This window comes from Prochlorococcus marinus str. MIT 9313, assembly GCF_000011485.1.
Lineage (GTDB): Bacteria > Cyanobacteriota > Cyanobacteriia > PCC-6307 > Cyanobiaceae > Prochlorococcus > Prochlorococcus marinus_D.
Genome location: NC_005071.1, coordinates 982,706 through 1,000,806, shown reverse-complemented (window position 1 = coordinate 1,000,806; position 18,101 = coordinate 982,706). Strand labels below are relative to the sequence as shown.

Annotated in this window: 22 protein-coding genes; 10 read left to right on the top strand and 12 right to left on the bottom strand. The window is 46.8% G+C overall.

The genetic code is table 11. The features are described from left to right. Positions 1 to 319 precede the first annotated feature (319 nt). Positions 320 to 499, bottom strand: a complete 180-nt coding sequence (locus AKG35_RS04835; RefSeq protein ID WP_041385023.1) for a hypothetical protein — start codon at positions 497 to 499, stop codon at positions 320 to 322. 787 nt (positions 500 to 1,286) lie between these two features. Here AKG35_RS04835 and AKG35_RS04825 point away from each other — a divergent pair. The 3 genes from AKG35_RS04825 (at position 1,287) to AKG35_RS04815 (ending at position 3,508) form a co-directional block, all read left to right on the top strand. After that, entirely contained in the window at positions 1,287 to 1,601 is a 315-nt protein-coding gene (locus AKG35_RS04825; protein WP_011130295.1) for a SemiSWEET family sugar transporter, read from the top strand. Between the two features lie 662 nt (positions 1,602 to 2,263). Further along, on the top strand, positions 2,264 to 2,860 hold the full coding sequence (locus AKG35_RS04820; protein WP_041384392.1) for a hypothetical protein: 597 nt from the start codon (positions 2,264 to 2,266) through the stop codon (positions 2,858 to 2,860). A 3-nt stretch (positions 2,861 to 2,863) separates the two neighbouring features. Beyond that, positions 2,864 to 3,508 (top strand): OmpA family protein, encoded by a 645-nt coding sequence (locus AKG35_RS04815; protein ID WP_011130293.1) that lies wholly within the window; start codon positions 2,864 to 2,866, stop codon positions 3,506 to 3,508. Between the two features lie 173 nt (positions 3,509 to 3,681). Here AKG35_RS04815 and AKG35_RS04810 read toward each other — a convergent pair whose 3' ends face one another. Continuing rightward, the gene (locus tag AKG35_RS04810; protein WP_236069665.1) at positions 3,682 to 3,945 is read right to left on the bottom strand and encodes a hypothetical protein; all 264 of its coding nucleotides are present in this window, start codon (positions 3,943 to 3,945) and stop codon (positions 3,682 to 3,684) included. A 338-nt stretch (positions 3,946 to 4,283) separates the two neighbouring features. Here AKG35_RS04810 and AKG35_RS13625 point away from each other — a divergent pair, with 338 nt between their 5' ends. Next, positions 4,284 to 4,616, top strand: a complete 333-nt coding sequence (locus AKG35_RS13625) for a TIGR02450 family Trp-rich protein (RefSeq protein WP_011130291.1) — start codon at positions 4,284 to 4,286, stop codon at positions 4,614 to 4,616. A 184-nt stretch (positions 4,617 to 4,800) separates the two neighbouring features. Here AKG35_RS13625 and AKG35_RS04800 read toward each other — a convergent pair whose 3' ends face one another. After that, positions 4,801 to 5,076 (bottom strand): hypothetical protein, encoded by a 276-nt coding sequence (locus tag AKG35_RS04800; RefSeq protein ID WP_011130290.1) that lies wholly within the window; start codon positions 5,074 to 5,076, stop codon positions 4,801 to 4,803. Continuing rightward, positions 5,073 to 5,258, bottom strand: a complete 186-nt coding sequence (locus AKG35_RS04795) for a hypothetical protein (RefSeq protein WP_041384390.1) — start codon at positions 5,256 to 5,258, stop codon at positions 5,073 to 5,075. The genes AKG35_RS04800 and AKG35_RS04795 overlap by 4 nt, the downstream gene beginning before the upstream one ends. Positions 5,259 to 5,420: 162 nt before the next feature. On the opposite strand from AKG35_RS04795, the gene AKG35_RS12805 reads away from it, so the two are divergent. Both AKG35_RS12805 and AKG35_RS04785 read left to right on the top strand, forming a co-directional pair. Then, the gene (locus AKG35_RS12805) at positions 5,421 to 5,594 is read left to right on the top strand and encodes a hypothetical protein (RefSeq protein WP_011825888.1); all 174 of its coding nucleotides are present in this window, start codon (positions 5,421 to 5,423) and stop codon (positions 5,592 to 5,594) included. 694 nt (positions 5,595 to 6,288) lie between these two features. Next, positions 6,289 to 7,140 carry a carbohydrate kinase family protein gene (locus tag AKG35_RS04785; RefSeq protein ID WP_041384389.1) on the top strand — a complete coding sequence of 284 codons (852 nt, stop codon included), beginning with the start codon at positions 6,289 to 6,291 and terminating at the stop codon, positions 7,138 to 7,140. A gap of 473 nt (positions 7,141 to 7,613) precedes the next feature. Here the strand turns inward: AKG35_RS04785 and AKG35_RS12800 are convergent, their stop codons facing one another. From AKG35_RS12800 to AKG35_RS12305, 5 genes are all read right to left on the bottom strand, one after another. Then, positions 7,614 to 7,796, bottom strand: coding sequence for a hypothetical protein (locus tag AKG35_RS12800; RefSeq protein WP_157859821.1), 183 nt, complete (start codon positions 7,794 to 7,796; stop codon positions 7,614 to 7,616). 450 nt (positions 7,797 to 8,246) lie between these two features. Next, positions 8,247 to 10,460 (bottom strand): cation:dicarboxylate symporter family transporter, encoded by a 2,214-nt coding sequence (locus AKG35_RS04770; RefSeq protein WP_011130287.1) that lies wholly within the window; start codon positions 10,458 to 10,460, stop codon positions 8,247 to 8,249. A 647-nt stretch (positions 10,461 to 11,107) separates the two neighbouring features. Beyond that, a complete protein-coding gene (locus AKG35_RS04765) occupies positions 11,108 to 11,908 on the bottom strand; it encodes a prohibitin family protein (RefSeq protein WP_041385017.1) in 801 nt (266 codons plus the stop codon). 251 nt (positions 11,909 to 12,159) lie between these two features. Continuing rightward, entirely contained in the window at positions 12,160 to 12,609 is a 450-nt protein-coding gene (locus AKG35_RS04760; RefSeq protein WP_041384384.1) for a hypothetical protein, read from the bottom strand. Between the two features lie 111 nt (positions 12,610 to 12,720). Continuing rightward, complete coding sequence (locus tag AKG35_RS12305; RefSeq protein ID WP_063414747.1) at positions 12,721 to 12,903, bottom strand: hypothetical protein; 183 nt, start codon at positions 12,901 to 12,903, stop codon at positions 12,721 to 12,723. Positions 12,904 to 13,051: 148 nt separating this feature from the next. On the opposite strand from AKG35_RS12305, the gene AKG35_RS04750 reads away from it, so the two are divergent. Then, a complete protein-coding gene (locus tag AKG35_RS04750) occupies positions 13,052 to 13,276 on the top strand; it encodes a hypothetical protein (RefSeq protein ID WP_041384382.1) in 225 nt (74 codons plus the stop codon). Positions 13,277 to 13,906: 630 nt separating this feature from the next. Then, positions 13,907 to 14,101, top strand: a complete 195-nt coding sequence (locus AKG35_RS04740; RefSeq protein ID WP_419177152.1) for a hypothetical protein — start codon at positions 13,907 to 13,909, stop codon at positions 14,099 to 14,101. Between the two features lie 92 nt (positions 14,102 to 14,193). On the opposite strand, the gene AKG35_RS04735 is transcribed toward AKG35_RS04740, so the two are convergent. After that, on the bottom strand, positions 14,194 to 14,472 hold the full coding sequence (locus AKG35_RS04735; RefSeq protein ID WP_236069033.1) for a hypothetical protein: 279 nt from the start codon (positions 14,470 to 14,472) through the stop codon (positions 14,194 to 14,196). A 194-nt stretch (positions 14,473 to 14,666) separates the two neighbouring features. Between AKG35_RS04735 and AKG35_RS04730 the strand changes: the two genes are divergently transcribed. Beyond that, the gene (locus AKG35_RS04730; protein WP_011130281.1) at positions 14,667 to 16,322 is read left to right on the top strand and encodes a GMC oxidoreductase; all 1,656 of its coding nucleotides are present in this window, start codon (positions 14,667 to 14,669) and stop codon (positions 16,320 to 16,322) included. Here AKG35_RS04730 and AKG35_RS04725 read toward each other — a convergent pair. Next, positions 16,303 to 16,569: a DUF2811 domain-containing protein gene (locus AKG35_RS04725; protein WP_011130280.1), complete on the bottom strand. Its 267-nt coding sequence runs from the start codon at positions 16,567 to 16,569 to the stop codon at positions 16,303 to 16,305. The genes AKG35_RS04730 and AKG35_RS04725 overlap by 20 nt on opposite strands. Positions 16,570 to 16,677: 108 nt before the next feature. Between AKG35_RS04725 and AKG35_RS12795 the strand changes: the two genes are divergently transcribed. Continuing rightward, positions 16,678 to 16,854 (top strand): hypothetical protein, encoded by a 177-nt coding sequence (locus AKG35_RS12795; RefSeq protein ID WP_157859820.1) that lies wholly within the window; start codon positions 16,678 to 16,680, stop codon positions 16,852 to 16,854. A gap of 104 nt (positions 16,855 to 16,958) precedes the next feature. Here the strand turns inward: AKG35_RS12795 and AKG35_RS04720 are convergent, their stop codons facing one another. Then, the gene (locus tag AKG35_RS04720; RefSeq protein WP_011130279.1) at positions 16,959 to 18,074 is read right to left on the bottom strand and encodes a sirohydrochlorin chelatase; all 1,116 of its coding nucleotides are present in this window, start codon (positions 18,072 to 18,074) and stop codon (positions 16,959 to 16,961) included. Positions 18,075 to 18,101: the final 27 nt, after the last annotated feature.

Genomic DNA, 18,101 nt, shown 5'->3' with positions numbered 1-18,101 from the left:
CTAGCTCTTAGGCTGGCATTATTTTTTTAATAGGTAGCCATATATAAACTCTGGATGTCATAAATGAACGCATCAGATATTGAGAAGCCTTAACAAAGCAAGGTATCTCTTGTCGCTTGAAGACAGCCAGAGAGTCTAAATAATCGGATTTTCATTCAATGCCCATACTGCCCTGCTAATAGATGCTCATTGTCTTTTCATAAGGTTTGGTATCGGCCATAGCTAGGGCAAAAGCAACCTTCAAATGGAAAGTCGACGAATGAGCATTACTTTTATATTTGCCCTATCGCTGTCGATAAAGAACTACTCAGTTTTGGCTTCAGTTAGGCCCCTTATTGGTCGCAGTGACTTCAGAGGGCGCATCGTGACCACCAGCCATTTGCTTAAGGGACTGACTAGCGCAGATCGTGCTTAGGGCAATTACAACCAAGGATCCAGTGCGCAGAACCTCCAGCACGATAGGGAGGTGAGCATTGATTCGGTCTCGAACAGTTGTCATCAGATCAATTGAGAACATCCAATTACAGCAAACAATCAACCAAGAAAAAACCCTTGGTGGAATTCTTGAAGGGAGACGTTGCTTGAATGTCTTGATTGAAATGGAAGACGCCGGCGAATTCTGCCTTCCACCCCTTAGATAGCTCAGCCATCTGGTCTTGCAATGATCTTGACCAGTCATACCCAATGCTGTTCTGCGCTAGAGGCCAGATGAAACAGAGATCCCACAAGCAGCAGTTTGTTCGTGAAGACCATTGGAACAACTGTCTACCCTTGCAGTCGACCAAGCTTTGCCTGGTTGAGTTGTTGGAGCCCAGTGAAATTGATTAAGGCTCTGTTCAGCAATAGGTTGGAGTTAGACGATGGTCAATCACTGCAGAGAGAAGCTAGACCTTGCCTGACCAGCCCTCAGCAGATCACCAGACAAATGCTTTCTATTTATGGTTTGACTGCCAAATTTCATGACCGGCAAAGGGCTTTGCTTGTCTGAGCCGATAGTGTTGCTGAAATCGGGCAAACAACGGAGACGTTCTCATCACTTGTGGATCGTCAACCCTGAGGCTGAGCAGGTTGGTTCTAGAAGCATTGCTGCGTAGAGCGGAGCAGAGCAGATCGACTCATATCAGAACAAGGAAACAACCAGGACTTTGTAGCAACGTAAGACATTCACTCCCCGTGGCAGGCAAGGCAACGGCTATACGAATGCTGACCTCATTGGTTGTCTTGATGTAGCGATCACGTCAGGCCACTGCAATAGAGTCTGTAAGGCTTAGCCAAAAATTATCCTTATGGCTCTGGAGGCCCTGATGGACTCTCTCTCTTCTATGGATGTTTTGGGATTAATAGCTGGAACACTAACCACAATTGCTTTTGTTCCTCAATTAGTAAAGGTTTGGCGTTCTAAATCAGCAAAAGACATCTCTTACGTGATGTTCATTCTTTTCATAGCCGGCATCATCCTATGGGAAATATATGGCTGGGGCATACATTCTATGCCAGTAATCCTGTTCAATGTGATCACCTTCATACTAGGACTGGCAATCCTAATTCTTAAGTTTGTCTTTGACAGGCCAGCTAGCGAGGCAACGGAGATATCAAAATAAGATTCGGGAATAATGAGTTCACTCATTAATTAGTTTTCACTGGAAAGATAAACCCAATAACAGTTCAATGGCTATAATATGCTCGTAAAAGTGTTTAGATTGAGTAGTTATACAACATTGACTAAACTCACTACTTGATGCAAAGTGTTTCAATTGCAACCAGCTTATAAGTATTTACCATTGCCTGGGTTGACCTAATCAAAGTGTATCTATTGCGTTTAGGGCTCGAAGCCTTTGCATCGACGAATATTTGTGTGAGCAGAATCACAGCATATCTTGTCTCTGATCACTGCTGATCAGGCATTATTGGGAGAAACTATCAACATTGAGAGCATTATGCTTTCTCACTTATTTCAAACCAATGAACAGCGACACTCCCAAAAAACAACAAAAGGCACAGATTTTAAAACGCGTGAAATATCTAACGAATCATGGCCGTCATCATGAAGCCCACTCTTTGTTTTCTAAACATTTTAAATGACGCAAGTCTTCGCAAAAATTATCCCATCATTTAATTGCTGAGAAATGCTTGGATAATGAAAGGTTCATTTTCGTAACACTGGCTTGCCTATTTTTCATGAGTCAGTTATAAACAAGTTGAGAATACTAATACAATTGTCAAGTAATTCCATTGTTCAAATGTCAAATCAAAATCCAACATCATGAGCAACCAAAAATCAGCCCCGCTTGCCTTGACTAGCTTATCCCTTGCAATGATCCTTTGTAGTGGATGCTTAGGGAGCAATGAGCCTCAGAAATCGGCTAGCGATCAGAGCATTCAGGAGAGAGTGGAGATAGAGAAGGATCAACAACAGGCAAAAGAAGAAAAGAAAAAGATTGCCAGAGAACCCATTACAAGAAATGAGAAAGTTTTGGCTTTAGAAGAGCATGAAAATGGACTCGACGTAGCCCTTCTTAGCGTCAAGCGTGCAAGCGATAACACCTTAAATGTTAAGTGGCGATATATCAATCGAACCGATGATGAGATAACGCTATGTTATACATATTGTTATACGGATTATTATAGTAGTTGGCTTGCAAATGCCTATATTGTAGACAATGCTAATCAGAAGAAACATCTTGTTGTAAGAGCTGACAAGAATCCCATGACAACTAAAGTCAAACGTCCAACAAAGTTGAGCCCTGGTGGCACTTATAAGGTTTGGGCTAAGTTCCCTGCACCACCAATGGAAGTTGAGAATGTATCAGTCTACATCCCTGGGACAGCACCAATAGAGGATGTTCGGATAGAGGGATAATCAATGTCTTTATCAATCGGAAATAAAAGATTAGTTCGTGTTACTGCATTTTCTGGTGCTCTAGTACTCATAATAGGCATTAACCCTATACAGGCTTGGGCGAATTATTACCATCAAGCCTTACCTATGTTAGCAACTAGGAAGCTTGATAGTATTACTTATGCTAATAAACACGAAGTTTATAGTCTTTTGTTTAAAGCCCAAGACTTAGTTTTTGACATACAGGCTATTGAGTATCCTATAGATGATTTGAATATTGTTGTTGAAAAAGAAAAAGAGATTCTGATTGAACTTGCGGCGGATGTTCTGTTCGACTTTGACAAAGCCAATCTAAAACCTTCTGCGATTAAATCACTTCAGGGTGTCGCCAAACGCATCCGTGAGTCTTCCCGAGGGGACGTTCGCATCGAAGGTCATACTGACTCGAAGGGTTCGAATGAATACAATCAAACACTTTCTGAAAAGCGAGCAATTTCAGTTCGAGATTGGTTTGTCTCTGAAGGTGGCCTAAGCAATGTTCAATTCGCAACCAAGGGCTTGGGGGAATTGAAGCCGGTGGTCTCTAACACAACCGAAGAAGGAGCCGATGATCCAATAGGGCGCCAACGCAATCGCCGTGTTGAGATTATCATTAAAACCGGAGACTAGTTTCTACTAGCGAGAAATTCCAATCCGATAATCTTTCTTGTTATTTAATTTCTCCTTGCCAAGTTTAGTCACGAATCTGTATTCTGTTCGTTCTAATCAGCTAGTTTATTGCTTGACGTCCTTGCTGTATTGACCGTCAGAAGAATGTTCATTCAATCAAATGAAATCAAACTCTAATTTGTGCATGGCTCGAAGTTTTCATTCAAAGCTGGGCCACCATCTGCGGGCTGGATACAGCTCGATTGTTGAGTCTGTGGCTCTTCTTTCTCAGTTCTATACTGTTGATCTTTTTTGTCATTAGAATTCATTTGCTCACTGATATCAGATAAGAGCATCTGGCCAACCAGTCCTAATTGGCTGCCAATAAATAACGAGATGAAAAAGCTGATCACCAACAAGGGCCAAGGTGTTGATTTGTCGGTCTTGAGTTTGGCCATGTCTAAATTTAGATGCTTAGGGTCTCTAATCAATTGATAGTCGTCATCTTTGACACCACTTTACGCAAGCCATTGATTCCCTAGGCTTCCGTTCTCTGCAGCATGCTCGCAGCTAGCCATGGTTTAAAAGAGCGTGATTGCCGCGAGACTAACCTGCTGGGTAGATCATAATCCCACTACAATCCCATGATTTTGTTCAAGATAGCTCTAGGATTATCCTGGTTAGAGAACAGAATCTCCTGTCTTTGTTTCGTTACTAAAACTATAGATGTTTTCCATCGACTCCGAATCCTTGGTAAAAATGTATTTTCCGATTTTTGCATCGCCTTAGTCTACCTATGAACTGGCCACCCAACAAAGCTTGGACAAGTACAACTTCTCGGCTTGGTTTTCGCCATTTTGTTGCAATCAACTACGGTGGTAAGGGGTCAGATCGATGGGTGAATCTCGTTTCTGTACTTGATGGCCAAGCACGATTACGTGTGTCTTGGCAGGAAATGAAAGACTCCTCTATGTGGAACAGTGGCTGGCAACAGCTCCCTAAACTTGAAACAAAAACACCTGATGATCAGATAGTTAATCAACAAATAGATCAAAATATGCAAGAGGCTTGTCTGCATCCTTCTGAGGATTTTGATGATCGGCAGTGGTTTGATCAAGAAAACAGTTGAGCTGATTAGATGCCTGACTTTTCTTTTTCTATTGATTGATAATTAAATCAAAGACCATTTACTCCCCTTTCTATTTATTAATACCTGCTTATTCCTAGATTTGCTTCTTATCCACTCTTAAGCGCTTACCACTTAGTGCTTACATACTTTATAACTAGAGCTTTGCTGTTCAATGAAAAGCAGCTTAATGGAACACAGCTGGCTTAAGTGTTAGTTCTAGAAATCCCTCGAGCTCTGAAATCGGTAGGATCTGTTTAACTGCCTCCCCGATAGGGATGATTAAACCAGACGCTATCAGCAATGGCATGCGATCAACTCTCATTCCCTTGCCTATCTTCTGAACGCAAAGTAGTTCTGTAACTCCGTCTGAGTTGTTGCGCTCATAGAGCTTGGCATTGTTGATTTGGGCAAGAGCAGATGGAACGAATCCATGTTTTGCTACAACATTTGTAAGTTTCATAATCCTAGCCTCTCTTTGATCAATGGGTCGAGGTCTTTCTTAAGGAGAGCGGCGTAGGCGAGAGCTAGATTTAAATCACCTCGCTGCTCTGCATATTCGATTGCATCGAGCACTGCCAACTTGATCGTGTGGATGTTTGTCAGCCCACGCGTTACTGAAGTTCTCTTGATTGTGTTGTTCATTTACTGATTGCGATGGAGTTGTTTTAATGCCGGAATTTGTCGGCATCCGAATCATCGGCTCTTTCTACTGCAAAGTGCAACCCCTTGCGTGTAGGGATACCCCTATGCTTCACTTTGGATCCCTTATAGCTATTGTGTGTTGGCTGATGCAGCTTCAGGGCAATGCCTGTCAATCTCACCATCACCAGGCGACTGGCTGTCAACCTTCCGCTTTCGCTTGCGGCAGAGGTGGAACGTTTGGCAAGGAATGAGCGTCGTTCTATTGCCTCATGGCTTCGGAACGCTATTGAGGATCAGGTCTTGCTTGAACTCAATCGCGAGCAGCACAGGTCTTGAATCGTCTCAAGCCGTTTTCAATCAAGCTGATCACGTAACGGGTCAGACCTTCTGCCTATCGTCTCTTCTACAAGGCCCTTCGAGCAGACTGGGTTGCTTACTCATTCAATGAGGGAAACTCGTGTCGATAACGATCATTTGCGAACGGCTTTTCAGACCTCTTTTGAGAGCGTGAATGCGAACTCTCTACATCAGTGAACAGTGCGAATCACCATGCTGAGATGACCAGGAGAAAGGCAACCCAGCTCGCATGAAGAACTGGGTTTTGGTTCTGTCGATCATCTGCTTGGCATTTTTAGATTATGTGGCCTTGCTGGAATGATGCAGATCAAGACGCTGCCAGCAACCGCTTTGGAATTTCGGAAGTTGCCAGACTCTCTGGGATTCCTTTTGTTGACTTCGAATCTGACAGCAATGCTCGCAAAGGCATGGCTCTAGCTCCACCCCAGTTGCCTGTAACAGTGTTGCCATTGTGCTTTGGCAGTTACCCAGGGATAGCAAAGAGGCACGCCATTCGCCAGTCCTCCTTTTTTCTAAGGCCACGAATCAGCTAAGGCTTTGTGCATGCCCTGCAACGATCATGGCCTAAGCGAGCGGCCCAGGCTTGTTACTAGTCAAATCGATAGCCAACAGCCCCATCGGCGTGACCATGCCGTACTGATGCATCCTTTTTCTATTGAGTGAATCAATCACCATGAATCTCTTGGAACCCCAGGATCTGCCAGATCTTCCCAAGCTGAAGTTGGCCGTTGTGGGCCACGTTGAATGGGTGACCTTCCTGTCTACAGATCAATTACCCCAGCCTGGGGTAATCAGCCATGCAGATCATTCTTTTGAAGAGCCCGCTGGCGGTGGAGCTGTCGTCGCGGTGCAATTGGCTCGGCTCGTTAAACAACCCGTTCAATTCATAACAGCTCTAGGTCGAGATTCATGCGGTGAAAAGAGTTTTCAAAGACTCCAGCAGCTTGGCTTAAGCCTGACTGTGGCTTGGCGTGATCAACCCACTCGTCGGGCGATCAGCCTTGTTGATTCTCATGGGGAACGGGCAATTACAGTGATTGGCGAGCGTTTACAACCCAGAGCAAAAGATGCGCTGGGCTGGGGAGCCCTTGCTGGTTACGACGGTGTTTTTGTGACCGCTGCAGATGCACCTGCACTGCATCATTGTCGTCATGCTGGTGTGATGGCAGCTACTCCTCGCGTGCGTCTAGAGACACTTGAGCAGGCGAATATTCAGCTTGATGCGCTGATTGGTAGTGGTCTTGATCCAGGCGAACACGTTCCAGATAAAGCGCTCTTTCCAACTCCCCGGCTGAGAATTGCAACTGAAGGAGCTTTAGGCGGTCAGCTATGGCCTGGGGGACGCTATCAGGCTGTTTCACTGAAGTCTCCAGTCGTGGATGCTTATGGCTGTGGCGATAGCTTTGCCGCTGGGGTAACTGCAGGTTTGGCTGCTGGTTGGACTGATGAACAGGCGATCAGCCTAGGGGCTCACTGCGGTGCAAGCTGTGCAACTCATTTTGGGCCTTACTCCAGTGATGAGTGAGTCTGAGAGTTGGGCGTTAATTCGACCTTCAGACTTGAAGGCAAGCCTGCCAATAACTTGTGAGCAGCTTGAAGTGAGGATCAACCTGATTCACTTAGGCAATCGCGATCAGATCTTGATCAGCAAAATTAGAGATAGCGCTCAGCTTGATTCAGAAAGATGTCGCTTGGTTTGCAGAGGCAATTGGCCGGGAGGATGATCAGCCTATAAATCCAAGAAATCACAGCTGATTGATGTCCAAGATCTGCGCTGTCCCTGAACACTTTTTTGCTTGTTAGCAAGGCGTCTTATCGGCTTTGATCAATTGAGCATCTACCCATTCGCCCTTTGCATTGTTCTCAACCGATGGGCAGCTCAGCAGCTGGATCAGGACTTTCGAAGATCAAGGCAATCCTTGCGACAAGAAGATCAATGCGTTAGAAGCTTGAGTACTACCGAATTGGAAGACGATCAATGAGATCCTCTCCACACCCTTACGAGCTGACCATCGTTGTTGGCATTGCAATATTGCTCGGAGGGCGCTTTTCAGTTTTTACTTTGCGCCCCGTATTTATTAGCGCAATCGCATTGTTGATCACCTTGACTGCATCGCGCTCCCAACGACGGTTAAAGCCTTCCCGCTCATCGTTAACTCCAATCCGTTCAACGCATGTCAATCGGAATGCACAACCTGCACCTATCCCCGAATGGGGTCCACATGCCCATCAATTGTCCAGCAGTGCACCGACTTCACGGTTGAGGGTGTCGCCGCCTCGCGCTAGGAAAAAGCTTCATCCCCTTTCTTCTGGCCTGACCAAGGCTGGTAATCCTGACTAGATCAAAAGAGAGGCAGGCTGTGGCAGATGTTTGTACTTAGATTTTGATTCGCTAAAAAAACTATTGGGTTATTGATCTCTAAGCAGAACACCCTTTGATCAAACTGACTGAATCTGACCAGCAGTTTGATTCTTTCTTGTCATTTTCTATGGATATATTACTGACTCCTCGTCAAAATTCTCGCGCTTTCTAGCACCATCATTGACATACATATTTCCAGAATATCAATCTTAAAATGATTAGGAAACTGTCAAATCTTGTCTATTACTCGGTTGATATTGTTGGCGTCATTATTTTCCCTCATCTGCAATCCCTTCAACCCAGTGTTGATAAACTTTATTTTTAGTTCCGTCAAACCCCTGCAGCTTTAGCCAGTGATTCCAAACCCTCGAAAGCTCAATCGCATCTTCAGGAACTTGTCTTGCGGTCGGCAAGCTTTTTGTAGGTTTTGGTACGAGTAATGTGAGGCTTGGTTCGAGTACATTCCAAGCAGCACCTTTCTGGGCCGAAATGATTACTGCATCAAGATTATCATTTTTGAGTTCCTTGAGTAGCTCGGCCGTTACTTTCGATGTATTCAAGATAGCGTGCGGAAGCAATCGTTGCACCCAATTGATACTGTACGGGGAATGAGCTTCGAGGCCAACTCGAAAACCTTTTATAGCCTTGATCTCTTTCCATCTATATTTACTACTGAATCGACTCCCCTTTAACAGCAATCCTATGCCGTAGCTTTGATTGGTTGAAGTGTACAACACCTCAGCAGACTCCTGAGGTACAATGATATCACTGGATAGCTTTAGGTCACATAATTCATTCTTCAGTGCCTCGAGTCCATTTGGTCTAACCTTATTTTGATTACCCAAGTGATCGATTTGAATAAAACTTGCTTTCATACCCATATCTTCTGCAAATAAGAGCCCAGTTTCAACATCAGCACCAACTAACTCTTGTTTTGCATTGCGATAAGCCATTGGATAATCCTGCTTATGGATGCAATAACGGATTGCTCCTCTAGCCTGCATTGATGGCCAGATACCGGCTCCTTCGAGTGGCTTTGGTTCCTTGATTAGCTCTGCTTTCTCTTTGGCCAGAACAAAGCCTTGAGTCTCGAGTTGACTTCGGTATGGATTGCTTGGTTGCGGAATTTGATTGAGAATAAACCGATTCACACTGATGAATATTGGTATGATTAGCATTGAGATAGCAACTGGTAAGAGTTTCGATAATCTGTATCGAAATCCCTCAAGGCTGATCCATGTCCCAACAAGTACAAGGCTGATCACACTCATGCATGCAAGCAGTGTGCCAAGACGTGCTACAGCCAACTGATCAAGGGCAATGTAGAGATTCACCATGTCTGTAGGCAGGCCCATCTTGCTCAGCAGGAATGTCATCGCAAGCACGCCTTCAAGGAAGGTGCTTGCCAGACCTGTGATGAGGAAGCTGGGCATTTGTTCGACTGTTAACGGATTGCCTGTAAGCCAACCTGCAAAAGGGACGAAAGCAAGCGACAACACTCGGCCCATATCAGGGAAGACCAGCGCAAGAGGAGTCAGCACCTCAACCGGTAATTCGATCGACTGAGCTAACTTTTTACGGCTTTCACGATCTTCTAAGCCAAGGGAACGTTGCCTTGCCATTCCCTCAATCAAGAGCTGTTTGCCTTGATTGATTAGTAATGGAAGGACCACCAGTAAATTTGCTGTTGAGAACGCAATCAAAAGCGGTGTACGGAAAGACTTGATCAGTTCCCCGGCCTTGATAGGGATGACTGCTTGAACGAGGTAGGGAAGGAAGAGAAATGTAAGGACAACTGCAATTCCGCCCTGCAAAACAATGTAGATGGCGAGTCGAGGGAGCTCTGATGGTGAAACTTGAGACGTCGTGCTTGCGAGGATCGCAAACACTCCAAGTGGTGTATACCTTGCGATGTATGCAGAGATCTTCAACAGCGCTGATTGAACCCGATCCAACACCTCGATCAAGCCCTGCCTTTTTGGAACTGAAATCAGAGCGATGCCGAGCGCAATGGAAAACAGCACCACTGCTGGAATTTGTGTGTCTGCAAATGCTGCGAATGGATTGACTGGAATAAACAGTTCGATGAGGTTCATCGGCTTAGCAGCCTCTAAGAGGCTTGGCCGGAAGAACGATGCTTCCCGCCAATCTGGAAAGCCAAGGGGAATCAAAAGCACTGCCCCGAGCACGACCACCCAGAACCCCATCAGCACAATCGCTGCTCGGCCGAGTAGCCGACTTGCTTGAGCAAGTTCAAGGCGTCCCACTCCAGCCACGAGCGAAATGCTCAAAAACGGCACAACTGGCATCTGGAACAGGCGAAGGAAGCCTTCCCCTATTGGTGCAAGCAGGCTCACCAGGGCTACGGGAAGCATCAACCCAGCAATGACCCCTGCCAGCAAACCTTCAAGGATCTGCATCGATAGGCTCTGACGCAGAAAGCGGCTCAGTGGCCAGAGAAGCCATCGCAGTCCGGCAACCATCTCGCAACTCCATGTCCCGGAGGGCGTTTAACGTCAGAAAAACGATTCCTCACGATTAGCCATTAAAGGCAAGCACAGAGTTGAGGACCTGTCACTCAAGATTAATGATCAGTTGATCAATGAGTAGTGCTTAAAAATCTCAGCATTTAAATTTATCAACACAGAAATGTCTTTTTGGCAATAGAAGCCTCAATACTTATGTGTTTATTATAGACCCAATCGTGCTTTTCAGCATTACCTCAATCGTCTTAATTCGCTATTAAAAGCTAAATACCAGAGGAAGCATGGCTTCACGACTGATCTTCTATGCACAAATTTACGATATGGCTTGCTTCTACTTATCGAGGTATTGAGCGGCAGCGAACCGACTCATATTCTTCCGCATAATTTACTGACAAATTCTAATTATTCACCGTGATGACAACTCCTTTCTAATGAGTCTAATAACTCTTCTTTTTGATTGCCGTGCTATTGCCACAATCAATTTAACGGCAATAGTGCGTATTGGGATGCGCCCCAACACTGCGATTAAATACTTGGAAATTTAATCAGGGCTTTTATTAGTTTTTAACTGGCTTTTTGTCTAGTGGTGATTTTTTGTCTTCGGTTCTTACCACAGTTGAGAATTTGGCTGATCTTATTAATGATCAACGTCCCCCTACGATCACAGGCGTCCCGCCTCCTTTTGATCCTGGCAAAGCGGGCACAACCTTCGTGCTGCCGTCCCATTTGTCGAGGAACAGTTTGAAAAGCACCTGGTCGTCGAGAGTGCGGTTGAGGGTTTCGTATCGCTGTGCTTCCTGCTCAGCAATTTTAACTTCAGTTTGCGCTCTGAGAAGTTGTTGCTCTGCAATCTGCTTTTGTTCGATAGCGGCTCTGTACTCTTCAGCGATGACAAGGCCAGTGAGATCAAGGCCACGAACTTCTACATAGTCAAACTTATCGAGTTCATCAGCGACAGCCCGTTCCACAAGCTCTGAGATGTCGCTCCACTTGCTGGCAATAGTGACAAGTTCGTATTGGGAGAACACTGATTTAAGTGCCTTGAGCAGGGAGGGTTGAATGATGCGTGGATAGATTTCGCGGTCATTGCTGGCGATTGTGCTGTACACACGCCCGGCTTCATTAGGCCGTACTGCATATTTCACCGTGGCAGTTGCCTCAATGACTTGAAGATCCTTTGTTAGGGAGGCGAATTTCTCAGGCCTCACCTGCGTGCGAACATCAAAGGGAGCTACTGCTTGGATGAACGGAATTTTGAGGTTTAGCCCTGGCAGACGAGACCCCCCACTGACTTTGCCCAACGTGGTCACAACTGCAACTTGACCTGCTGGGACGACGAACAAAGCCTGCGTGATCAAGATAAAGCTGGAAAACAAGAGAGCGATCAGAAGTGATGCCGTACCTCCAGGGGTATTGGGAGTGACGTTACGAAAGGGGGTTTCCATGTCTAAATCGCGATTGCTAAAGCCTATGGAGCTTTCCTGCATTTTGTTGATACTGGGCGCTTCGATTGAGGACCTCAACACCATTGAGCTCTTTGGCCCTCAGCCAAGCAGTAGACCTAACGAAACTCTGGCGGACTCCTTTAAATACATCGACCATGCAGCCGCAGGTGACCGAATACATTCATCTAAGGATGCGTTATCTGGAGGATTACCTTCATTGTCATGGACATTTCAATGATGGTCAGAACTCATCAATTACTCAATGACTCTTCTCGCGTAGATATGAAATAGGATGTAAATTCATCCACATCAGTTTGGCTATTTAGCCCAAGAGGGTCACCACATTTATCGACAACCATTGATGTAACAAGGGATGCAATTTTGTTTTCGTCTATACTTTCTAGCTGCTTGTCATTGGAGATGACAGCAGTCCATAACGAGGGATTGAATGAGGGTTTGCGATTTTCAGCAATTGCAATTTTAAGAGCACTTTCTTGCGTAAGGCCCATGGCAACTCCATTGCAAAATTTGCCTGCATAGCCTTGTGCGACTTTAAGCTCTAATGGCGTAGGATCTTCTATATCAACAATCTCAGAAGCGAAGACTGCTGTAGGGGAGAATATTGTCAAAACAAGTGCTAGTAAGGCTATTAGAGTCGCTGTTCTCTTCAGCCTGATCATGAAGGTCTTGAGAATTGTCATGGCGATCTATTTGTCTTGTTGATGGTGCCACAGCTGCTGGCTGGCTCAATGGCACGAGTAGCTTCCAAGGCGATCAGGCAGTACATGAACCTGAATCAATATCAAGTTGATTTAGGTATTTTGATCAAGTTCACAGGCAAGATCGCATTGGGTCAGCGCTGGGTTGGTCAATCGCTCGAGTACTCGTGCCATATCCACCGCAGACAACTCTCCGTTGCTGTTCCACTTGAAGGTGGTTTTGCGTTGGGGAGGGCTTTTGTCGGGTTTTGGTGTTCTGGGGTTTTGGGTGCTCATGATTGGCTCCCTGTATCGGGTGATACATATAAGCCTGAGAAGCACTGCTGAAGCTCAATTCTTACCCAACCTTTACTCAGCTTTTCTTTAGATTTGTCTTCTAGGAGCTCCCTCTGCGTGTCTTTGCAGCTGTTTCAGCAGATTTGGCTTGAGTGCATTGGTTGTCATGGCCTTTGATGACGTTGATGGACGAGGGGGGTTGTTCAGTGCTAGAAGTGGCAGCGATTTTGAAATGGACGTCATGGACGTGGTTATGCCTGCAGTGCTCTTTGCCTCAGCAGTCGGCCCCTCAATCCGTCCCGAGATAGCACTGCTTATCGCTGGAGGACTGTTCCTGCTTGCCACGCAAGTCTTCGTCAAAAAAGAAGGCTGAACCTTCTTTTCATAAGGCGAGCATCTAAACTGGTCTCAGCCTGAAATGGCCCTCCATGGTTCATGGAGGGAATTGCCATAACGTCTTCGGAATGCTCATGCTCTCTAGAAATAAATACTGTTTTTTTTGCTGATCTCGCTTCAGCACATCTAAATCATTTGGGTCAGGCTCAAATCATTGCTCCTTTTGATTTCCCTAATTTGGTCTAACCATTAAAGAATTGCTTGACTCGGCATTGTCGGTCTGCATAAATTCTTTTCAACATCAGGGTTTCTTCTCCTCTGTCAACAGCTGGGCTGGTGCCTTGCACAATGCGGTCTGACCTCCCCGAGACCTGGCCATTGCAGGGAGGTCGGTATCTTATTGGCAGTCTTTGGTTCTTGAAAATTCTGATAAGGAGAGCAAGCGGCCGTTAGCTGCCTATGGGCAAGTCTTGTCTTTAACCTCTTTGCTGAGTTTGAGTTTTTACTCTGGTGAGGATTTCGCCAGCCATCTCAACCAGGTGAAGCAGGAATTGCTATCTATTGAAAGAAGAGTGGTGAATCAATCATGTGTTTAATCGGCTTGCTTGGACTTCTAGCCCCAAGAGTTGTGCTGATTGCACTTTGGTTCTTTTATCAACCATTTATCATGGGCCCATTTGCTGGCGTTTGGATCTGGCCATTGTTAGGGCTGTTTTTGCTACCAACAACAACCCTTGCTTATTGTTGGGCAATTGCACTGGATGGTGGATTCAGCAGCTTTAGTGGATTGTTGATTCTTGCAATGGGCATTCTGTTTGATATTTGTTTCCTTGGCGGAGGAAGAGGAGTGCTGCGTCGTTAATGCGAATGTACCGCTTGATTGATAAGGAGGTTGGAAAGTACTTTCTCAATCTCCTTCAGGATCTAAGTTTGCCTAGCTCATAGCGGCTCCAATCATGATGATTGATTAGCTCGACGATCGCTGATGATTTTGGCCAGCTCCAGAACGTAACCTGCGACTACAAACTTGCCACGATTGTTTCGACTAGAATCTGGGTCGCTGCGAATCGTTGCGGTTTCGGCCATTAGGAGATCAAGTTCACCTTGAGAGAGTTCGTACAACTCTGAGAGGTTCACCTCCCGTCGAAGTAAATCTGACTTGAACCAGCGGTCCTGAGATTCTTGTGGAGGGACACCTGGTTCAGTTGAGTGGCTACCTACAATCGGACTCAATGGATTGGAAACATAGACATTTCCATTCAGATTACTTCCCGGCGCAAGTTTTAAGGCGAGCACGAGACTTTCAACTCCCTATTGCAGCAGCACATCCATTCTCCAAGGCATCAAGTCAACGCGCAGGTCTGTGAGATCCAGATGGTATCTATGCACGTGAGGGGCGAAACTGTCTTGATGTTGTCTATGCAAGCGTGATTCAGCACCCTTATGAGGTGATCGTGATCGGCTCTGGTGCTACTGGAGGGGTTGCGGCTCTAACCCTTGCAGAAGCTGGCGTACGTGTACTCGTGGTAGAAGCTGGGCCAGATTTGTCTGCTCAAAAAGCCCTGGGCTCAGAACCTGGAAACACCCTTAGACGTTTGGATGGTTTATGTAGCGGCAAGCATCGATCTCAGGCTCAACATCCTGGCTATTGGAAAGCGAATCCGTTGCTCTACGCGAATGAAAAAGAGAATCCCTATACCTATCCTTCTGAACACCCCTTCATCTGGACCCAGGGTCATCAGGTGGGGGGGCGCAGCCTCACTTGGGGTGGAATCACTCTTCGCCTTTCAGATCAGGACTTAAAGGCTTCGCGCAGAGATGGGTATGGGCCTGAATGGCCACTGCAATACAGCGAGTTAGCCCCTCATTACTCCGCCCTAGAAGAGCGCTTGAAGGTTCATGGTCATGTGGATGGGTTGGAACAGTTACCGGATGGCAACTACATCGACCCATTACCGTTCACAGCTAGCGAACAACAGTTCGCTAGCGCTGTTGATACGGAACTTGGTTATCCAGTCATTCATTCACGAGGGTTCGGACCTCACCAGCCTTCAGTTGATGGACCTTGGCCTCGTTCAAGCAGTCCGGGCAGCACCTTACAGATGGCACTTGCTACAGGCAAGGTAGAGATCCTGAGCAACCACAAGGCTGAGCGGTTGCTGATGCATCCAGATCATGAAGCAGCCCGAGGGGTGCTGGTGATTGATCAGCACAACGGCAACCGACAAGAGCTCCATGGTGAGCTTGTGGTGCTTTGTGCATCGACAATTCAGAGTCTTCGACTCCTGCTGAGTTCCGAAGTGAACCATCACAGCGAGGGGTTTACTGACCCCTCGGGCAACCTCGGTTGCTATTTGATGGACCACGTCTCCACCTGTCGTTTCTTTGCTCTGCCACGTAGCCAAGTGAAGCAGGTGTCTGAGACTGACTCAACAGCGAATGTGCTTTCTGGAGCTGGCAGTTTTTTTCTTCCTTTCGGTGCTTGCTTAGAGCCTAAAAATCAGTTGAAGTTCTTGCGGGGTTATGGACTCTGGGGAGGGATTGATCGCTTTGAACCCCCAGATTGGTTGAAACGTAAACCAGAGACGGCTACAGGTTTCCTGATTGGGCATGGTGAAGTGTTGCCTTCACCTCACAACAAAGTGACGCTTTCAAGCACTTTGGATCGCTGGGGTGTTCCGGTACCACATATCGATTGTCGATGGGGGGAGAATGAGCAGGCCATGGTTGATCACATGCAAGGCACGATCAAGGCAGCGATCCAGTCAGCTGGGGGAACAATGTTGCCGCTCAAGGAGCTGATTAATTTGATGTTTCTCGAACCCCTTCTCGATGGTGCGCTAGCTCTCAGTGAAACGTCTCCACCGCCGGGGTATTACATCCATGAAGTTGGCGGTGCTGCGATGGGAGAAAGTGAAGATTGCAGTGTGGTGGATCGTTGGAACCGTCTTTGGCGATGTCCAAATGTGCTTGTTGTGGATGGAGCGTGTTGGCCAACATCCGCCTGGCAGAGTCCCACTCTGACAATGATGGCGATTACAAGAAGGGCTTGTCTAGAGGCCCTTAGGCCTCGGCGTGGCTAAAAAGGTCATTGAGATACCGCTCAGTAACGGCTCGATCCCCGCAGCCGTTTTGAAACAGGAAATGGGCGATGGCTGAACTCATCACACGGTATTGGTCCCAGTTGGGATGTGACCCGATGAATTCCTTCATGCCTCGATAGAGCACTTCTGGAATTTCTGCTTCAAGGCTCACATAGGTGGAAGTGGCCTCAACTGATTGGCAAGCATCATTGATTTCAACGCAGCGCTCGAGGTGATTTCGATCCATAGAACGCCTTCAGCGAGTTTTTTTCTTGACACCAGGAAGCCACACTCTTGGGCTTAGCGTCAATCGTTGCAAGCACTTAGCAAGCTGTCCCGTGGGAAGGCAAGACTCATGTGCTCACAGGCGTTCAGGCTTCATTGGGCTGAGCAGGGAGCCGAACGCAGTCCAAGGCTTACTGATGTAACGCAGATCAGTAACAAAGCTGTTAAACCACAGGACCACCTGCCCATCAAGAGTGTTGCCCAACAGACCGTGGAAAACCCTCGTAGAACTGTGGAAAGCAGTTGAAGAAAAGCACCCCTTGGCGACTGATAAGCCTTGCTTATCTAAGCCTAGTCGCGTCTATCGCAAGTGAGAAAGCTACTGACAATCCTTGCGTTTCATAAGTGATTTTAGGTTTCAGTTTCGCTTGATTTTCTCAGGCTGACTGGACCAAATGGATGTTCAGCATGGGGATAGGGATAGTGAGCATGGCTGTGGTCATGGCTGTGGTCATGGTCATGGTCATGGTCATGGTCATGGTCATGGTCATGAGCCTTTTCCTTTAGGGACACTGGTATGCCGTCGGGCTGACAGGCACCGGTGCACTCCTTTTTGCACAGGGTGCAGCTCTCTGTAAGGCCTTCGACGTGATGGTGATGGCTTTCCTGCGCAAGACCAACTTCGTTTTCAAAGCCGAGAAGCTCAGACCTGTATTTACATAGCGAACAGTTCATTGCGGTATTTCCGCCACGCAAGATCTCGTCAATGCGATCCCGGAAGGTCTCGATGACAAGGGGGTGGTCTCCGAGGTATTTGGCCGCAAGAAACTCAATTTTGGGATGATCATCTGCAACCCGCTTTGTGTGCTGTCGAATCCGACTCACCAACACCCCTGAGAAGAGGAAGTAAGGAAACACGATGATGCGGCGGAAACCGAGGCGTACTAGGTAACGCAAGCCAGGCTCCACAAGGGGGAAGGTGACGCCGGAATACACGGTTTCCCCCCAACCGAATCCGAAGCCTTCCACCAACATCCTGGTGATTTTGGCCACATTGGAATTGGCATCAGGATCTGAGGAGCCACGACCTACGACCACCAGGAGCGTCTCGCAAAGTGGGACGTCAGGAGCAGATTCAAGCGCCTCTTTCAAGCGGGCGCCGGCCGCACCGATCATTAAGTCGTTAATGCCGAGTTCGCGTCCGTAATCAATGATTAACCCCTTTTCAGCTGCGTAGTTGTTGAGTACGGAGGGGATGTCATTTTTGGCATGGCCTGCGGCAAACAACATCGCCGGGACTGCAAGAACCCTCTTCACGCCTTGTTCAAGTAGCCGATCAAGGCCTTCTCTGAGCACTGGACGGGCAAATTCCAGGTAGCCGTATTCAACGGGAATTGTGGGGAATTTTGGCTTGAGCGCCTTGACTAATTGGGCAAACTCCTCAACGGCTAAGCGATTCCGACTGCCATGCCCACAGATCAGGATGCCGAGATGACCATCTGGATGATCTAAGGATGCAGGATTCACAGTGAGTAGCGACCTAGAAAGACCCTA

Coding starts and splice junctions, on each gene's coding strand:
- AKG35_RS04835 (WP_041385023.1), bottom strand. CDS start 499: ATGACAACTGTTCGAGACCGAATCAATGCTCACCTCCCTATCGTGCTG.
- AKG35_RS04825 (WP_011130295.1), top strand. CDS start 1,287: ATGGCTCTGGAGGCCCTGATGGACTCTCTCTCTTCTATGGATGTTTTG.
- AKG35_RS04820 (WP_041384392.1), top strand. CDS start 2,264: ATGAGCAACCAAAAATCAGCCCCGCTTGCCTTGACTAGCTTATCCCTT.
- AKG35_RS04815 (WP_011130293.1), top strand. CDS start 2,864: ATGTCTTTATCAATCGGAAATAAAAGATTAGTTCGTGTTACTGCATTT.
- AKG35_RS04810 (WP_236069665.1), bottom strand. CDS start 3,945: ATGGCCAAACTCAAGACCGACAAATCAACACCTTGGCCCTTGTTGGTG.
- AKG35_RS13625 (WP_011130291.1), top strand. CDS start 4,284: ATGAACTGGCCACCCAACAAAGCTTGGACAAGTACAACTTCTCGGCTT.
- AKG35_RS04800 (WP_011130290.1), bottom strand. CDS start 5,076: ATGAAACTTACAAATGTTGTAGCAAAACATGGATTCGTTCCATCTGCT.
- AKG35_RS04795 (WP_041384390.1), bottom strand. CDS start 5,258: ATGAACAACACAATCAAGAGAACTTCAGTAACGCGTGGGCTGACAAAC.
- AKG35_RS12805 (WP_011825888.1), top strand. CDS start 5,421: ATGCCTGTCAATCTCACCATCACCAGGCGACTGGCTGTCAACCTTCCG.
- AKG35_RS04785 (WP_041384389.1), top strand. CDS start 6,289: ATGAATCTCTTGGAACCCCAGGATCTGCCAGATCTTCCCAAGCTGAAG.
- AKG35_RS04770 (WP_011130287.1), bottom strand. CDS start 10,460: ATGGTTGCCGGACTGCGATGGCTTCTCTGGCCACTGAGCCGCTTTCTG.
- AKG35_RS04765 (WP_041385017.1), bottom strand. CDS start 11,908: ATGGAAACCCCCTTTCGTAACGTCACTCCCAATACCCCTGGAGGTACG.
- AKG35_RS04760 (WP_041384384.1), bottom strand. CDS start 12,609: ATGACAATTCTCAAGACCTTCATGATCAGGCTGAAGAGAACAGCGACT.
- AKG35_RS12305 (WP_063414747.1), bottom strand. CDS start 12,903: ATGAGCACCCAAAACCCCAGAACACCAAAACCCGACAAAAGCCCTCCC.
- AKG35_RS04740 (WP_419177152.1), top strand. CDS start 13,907: ATGGGCCCATTTGCTGGCGTTTGGATCTGGCCATTGTTAGGGCTGTTT.
- AKG35_RS04725 (WP_011130280.1), bottom strand. CDS start 16,569: ATGGATCGAAATCACCTCGAGCGCTGCGTTGAAATCAATGATGCTTGC.
- AKG35_RS12795 (WP_157859820.1), top strand. CDS start 16,678: ATGTGCTCACAGGCGTTCAGGCTTCATTGGGCTGAGCAGGGAGCCGAA.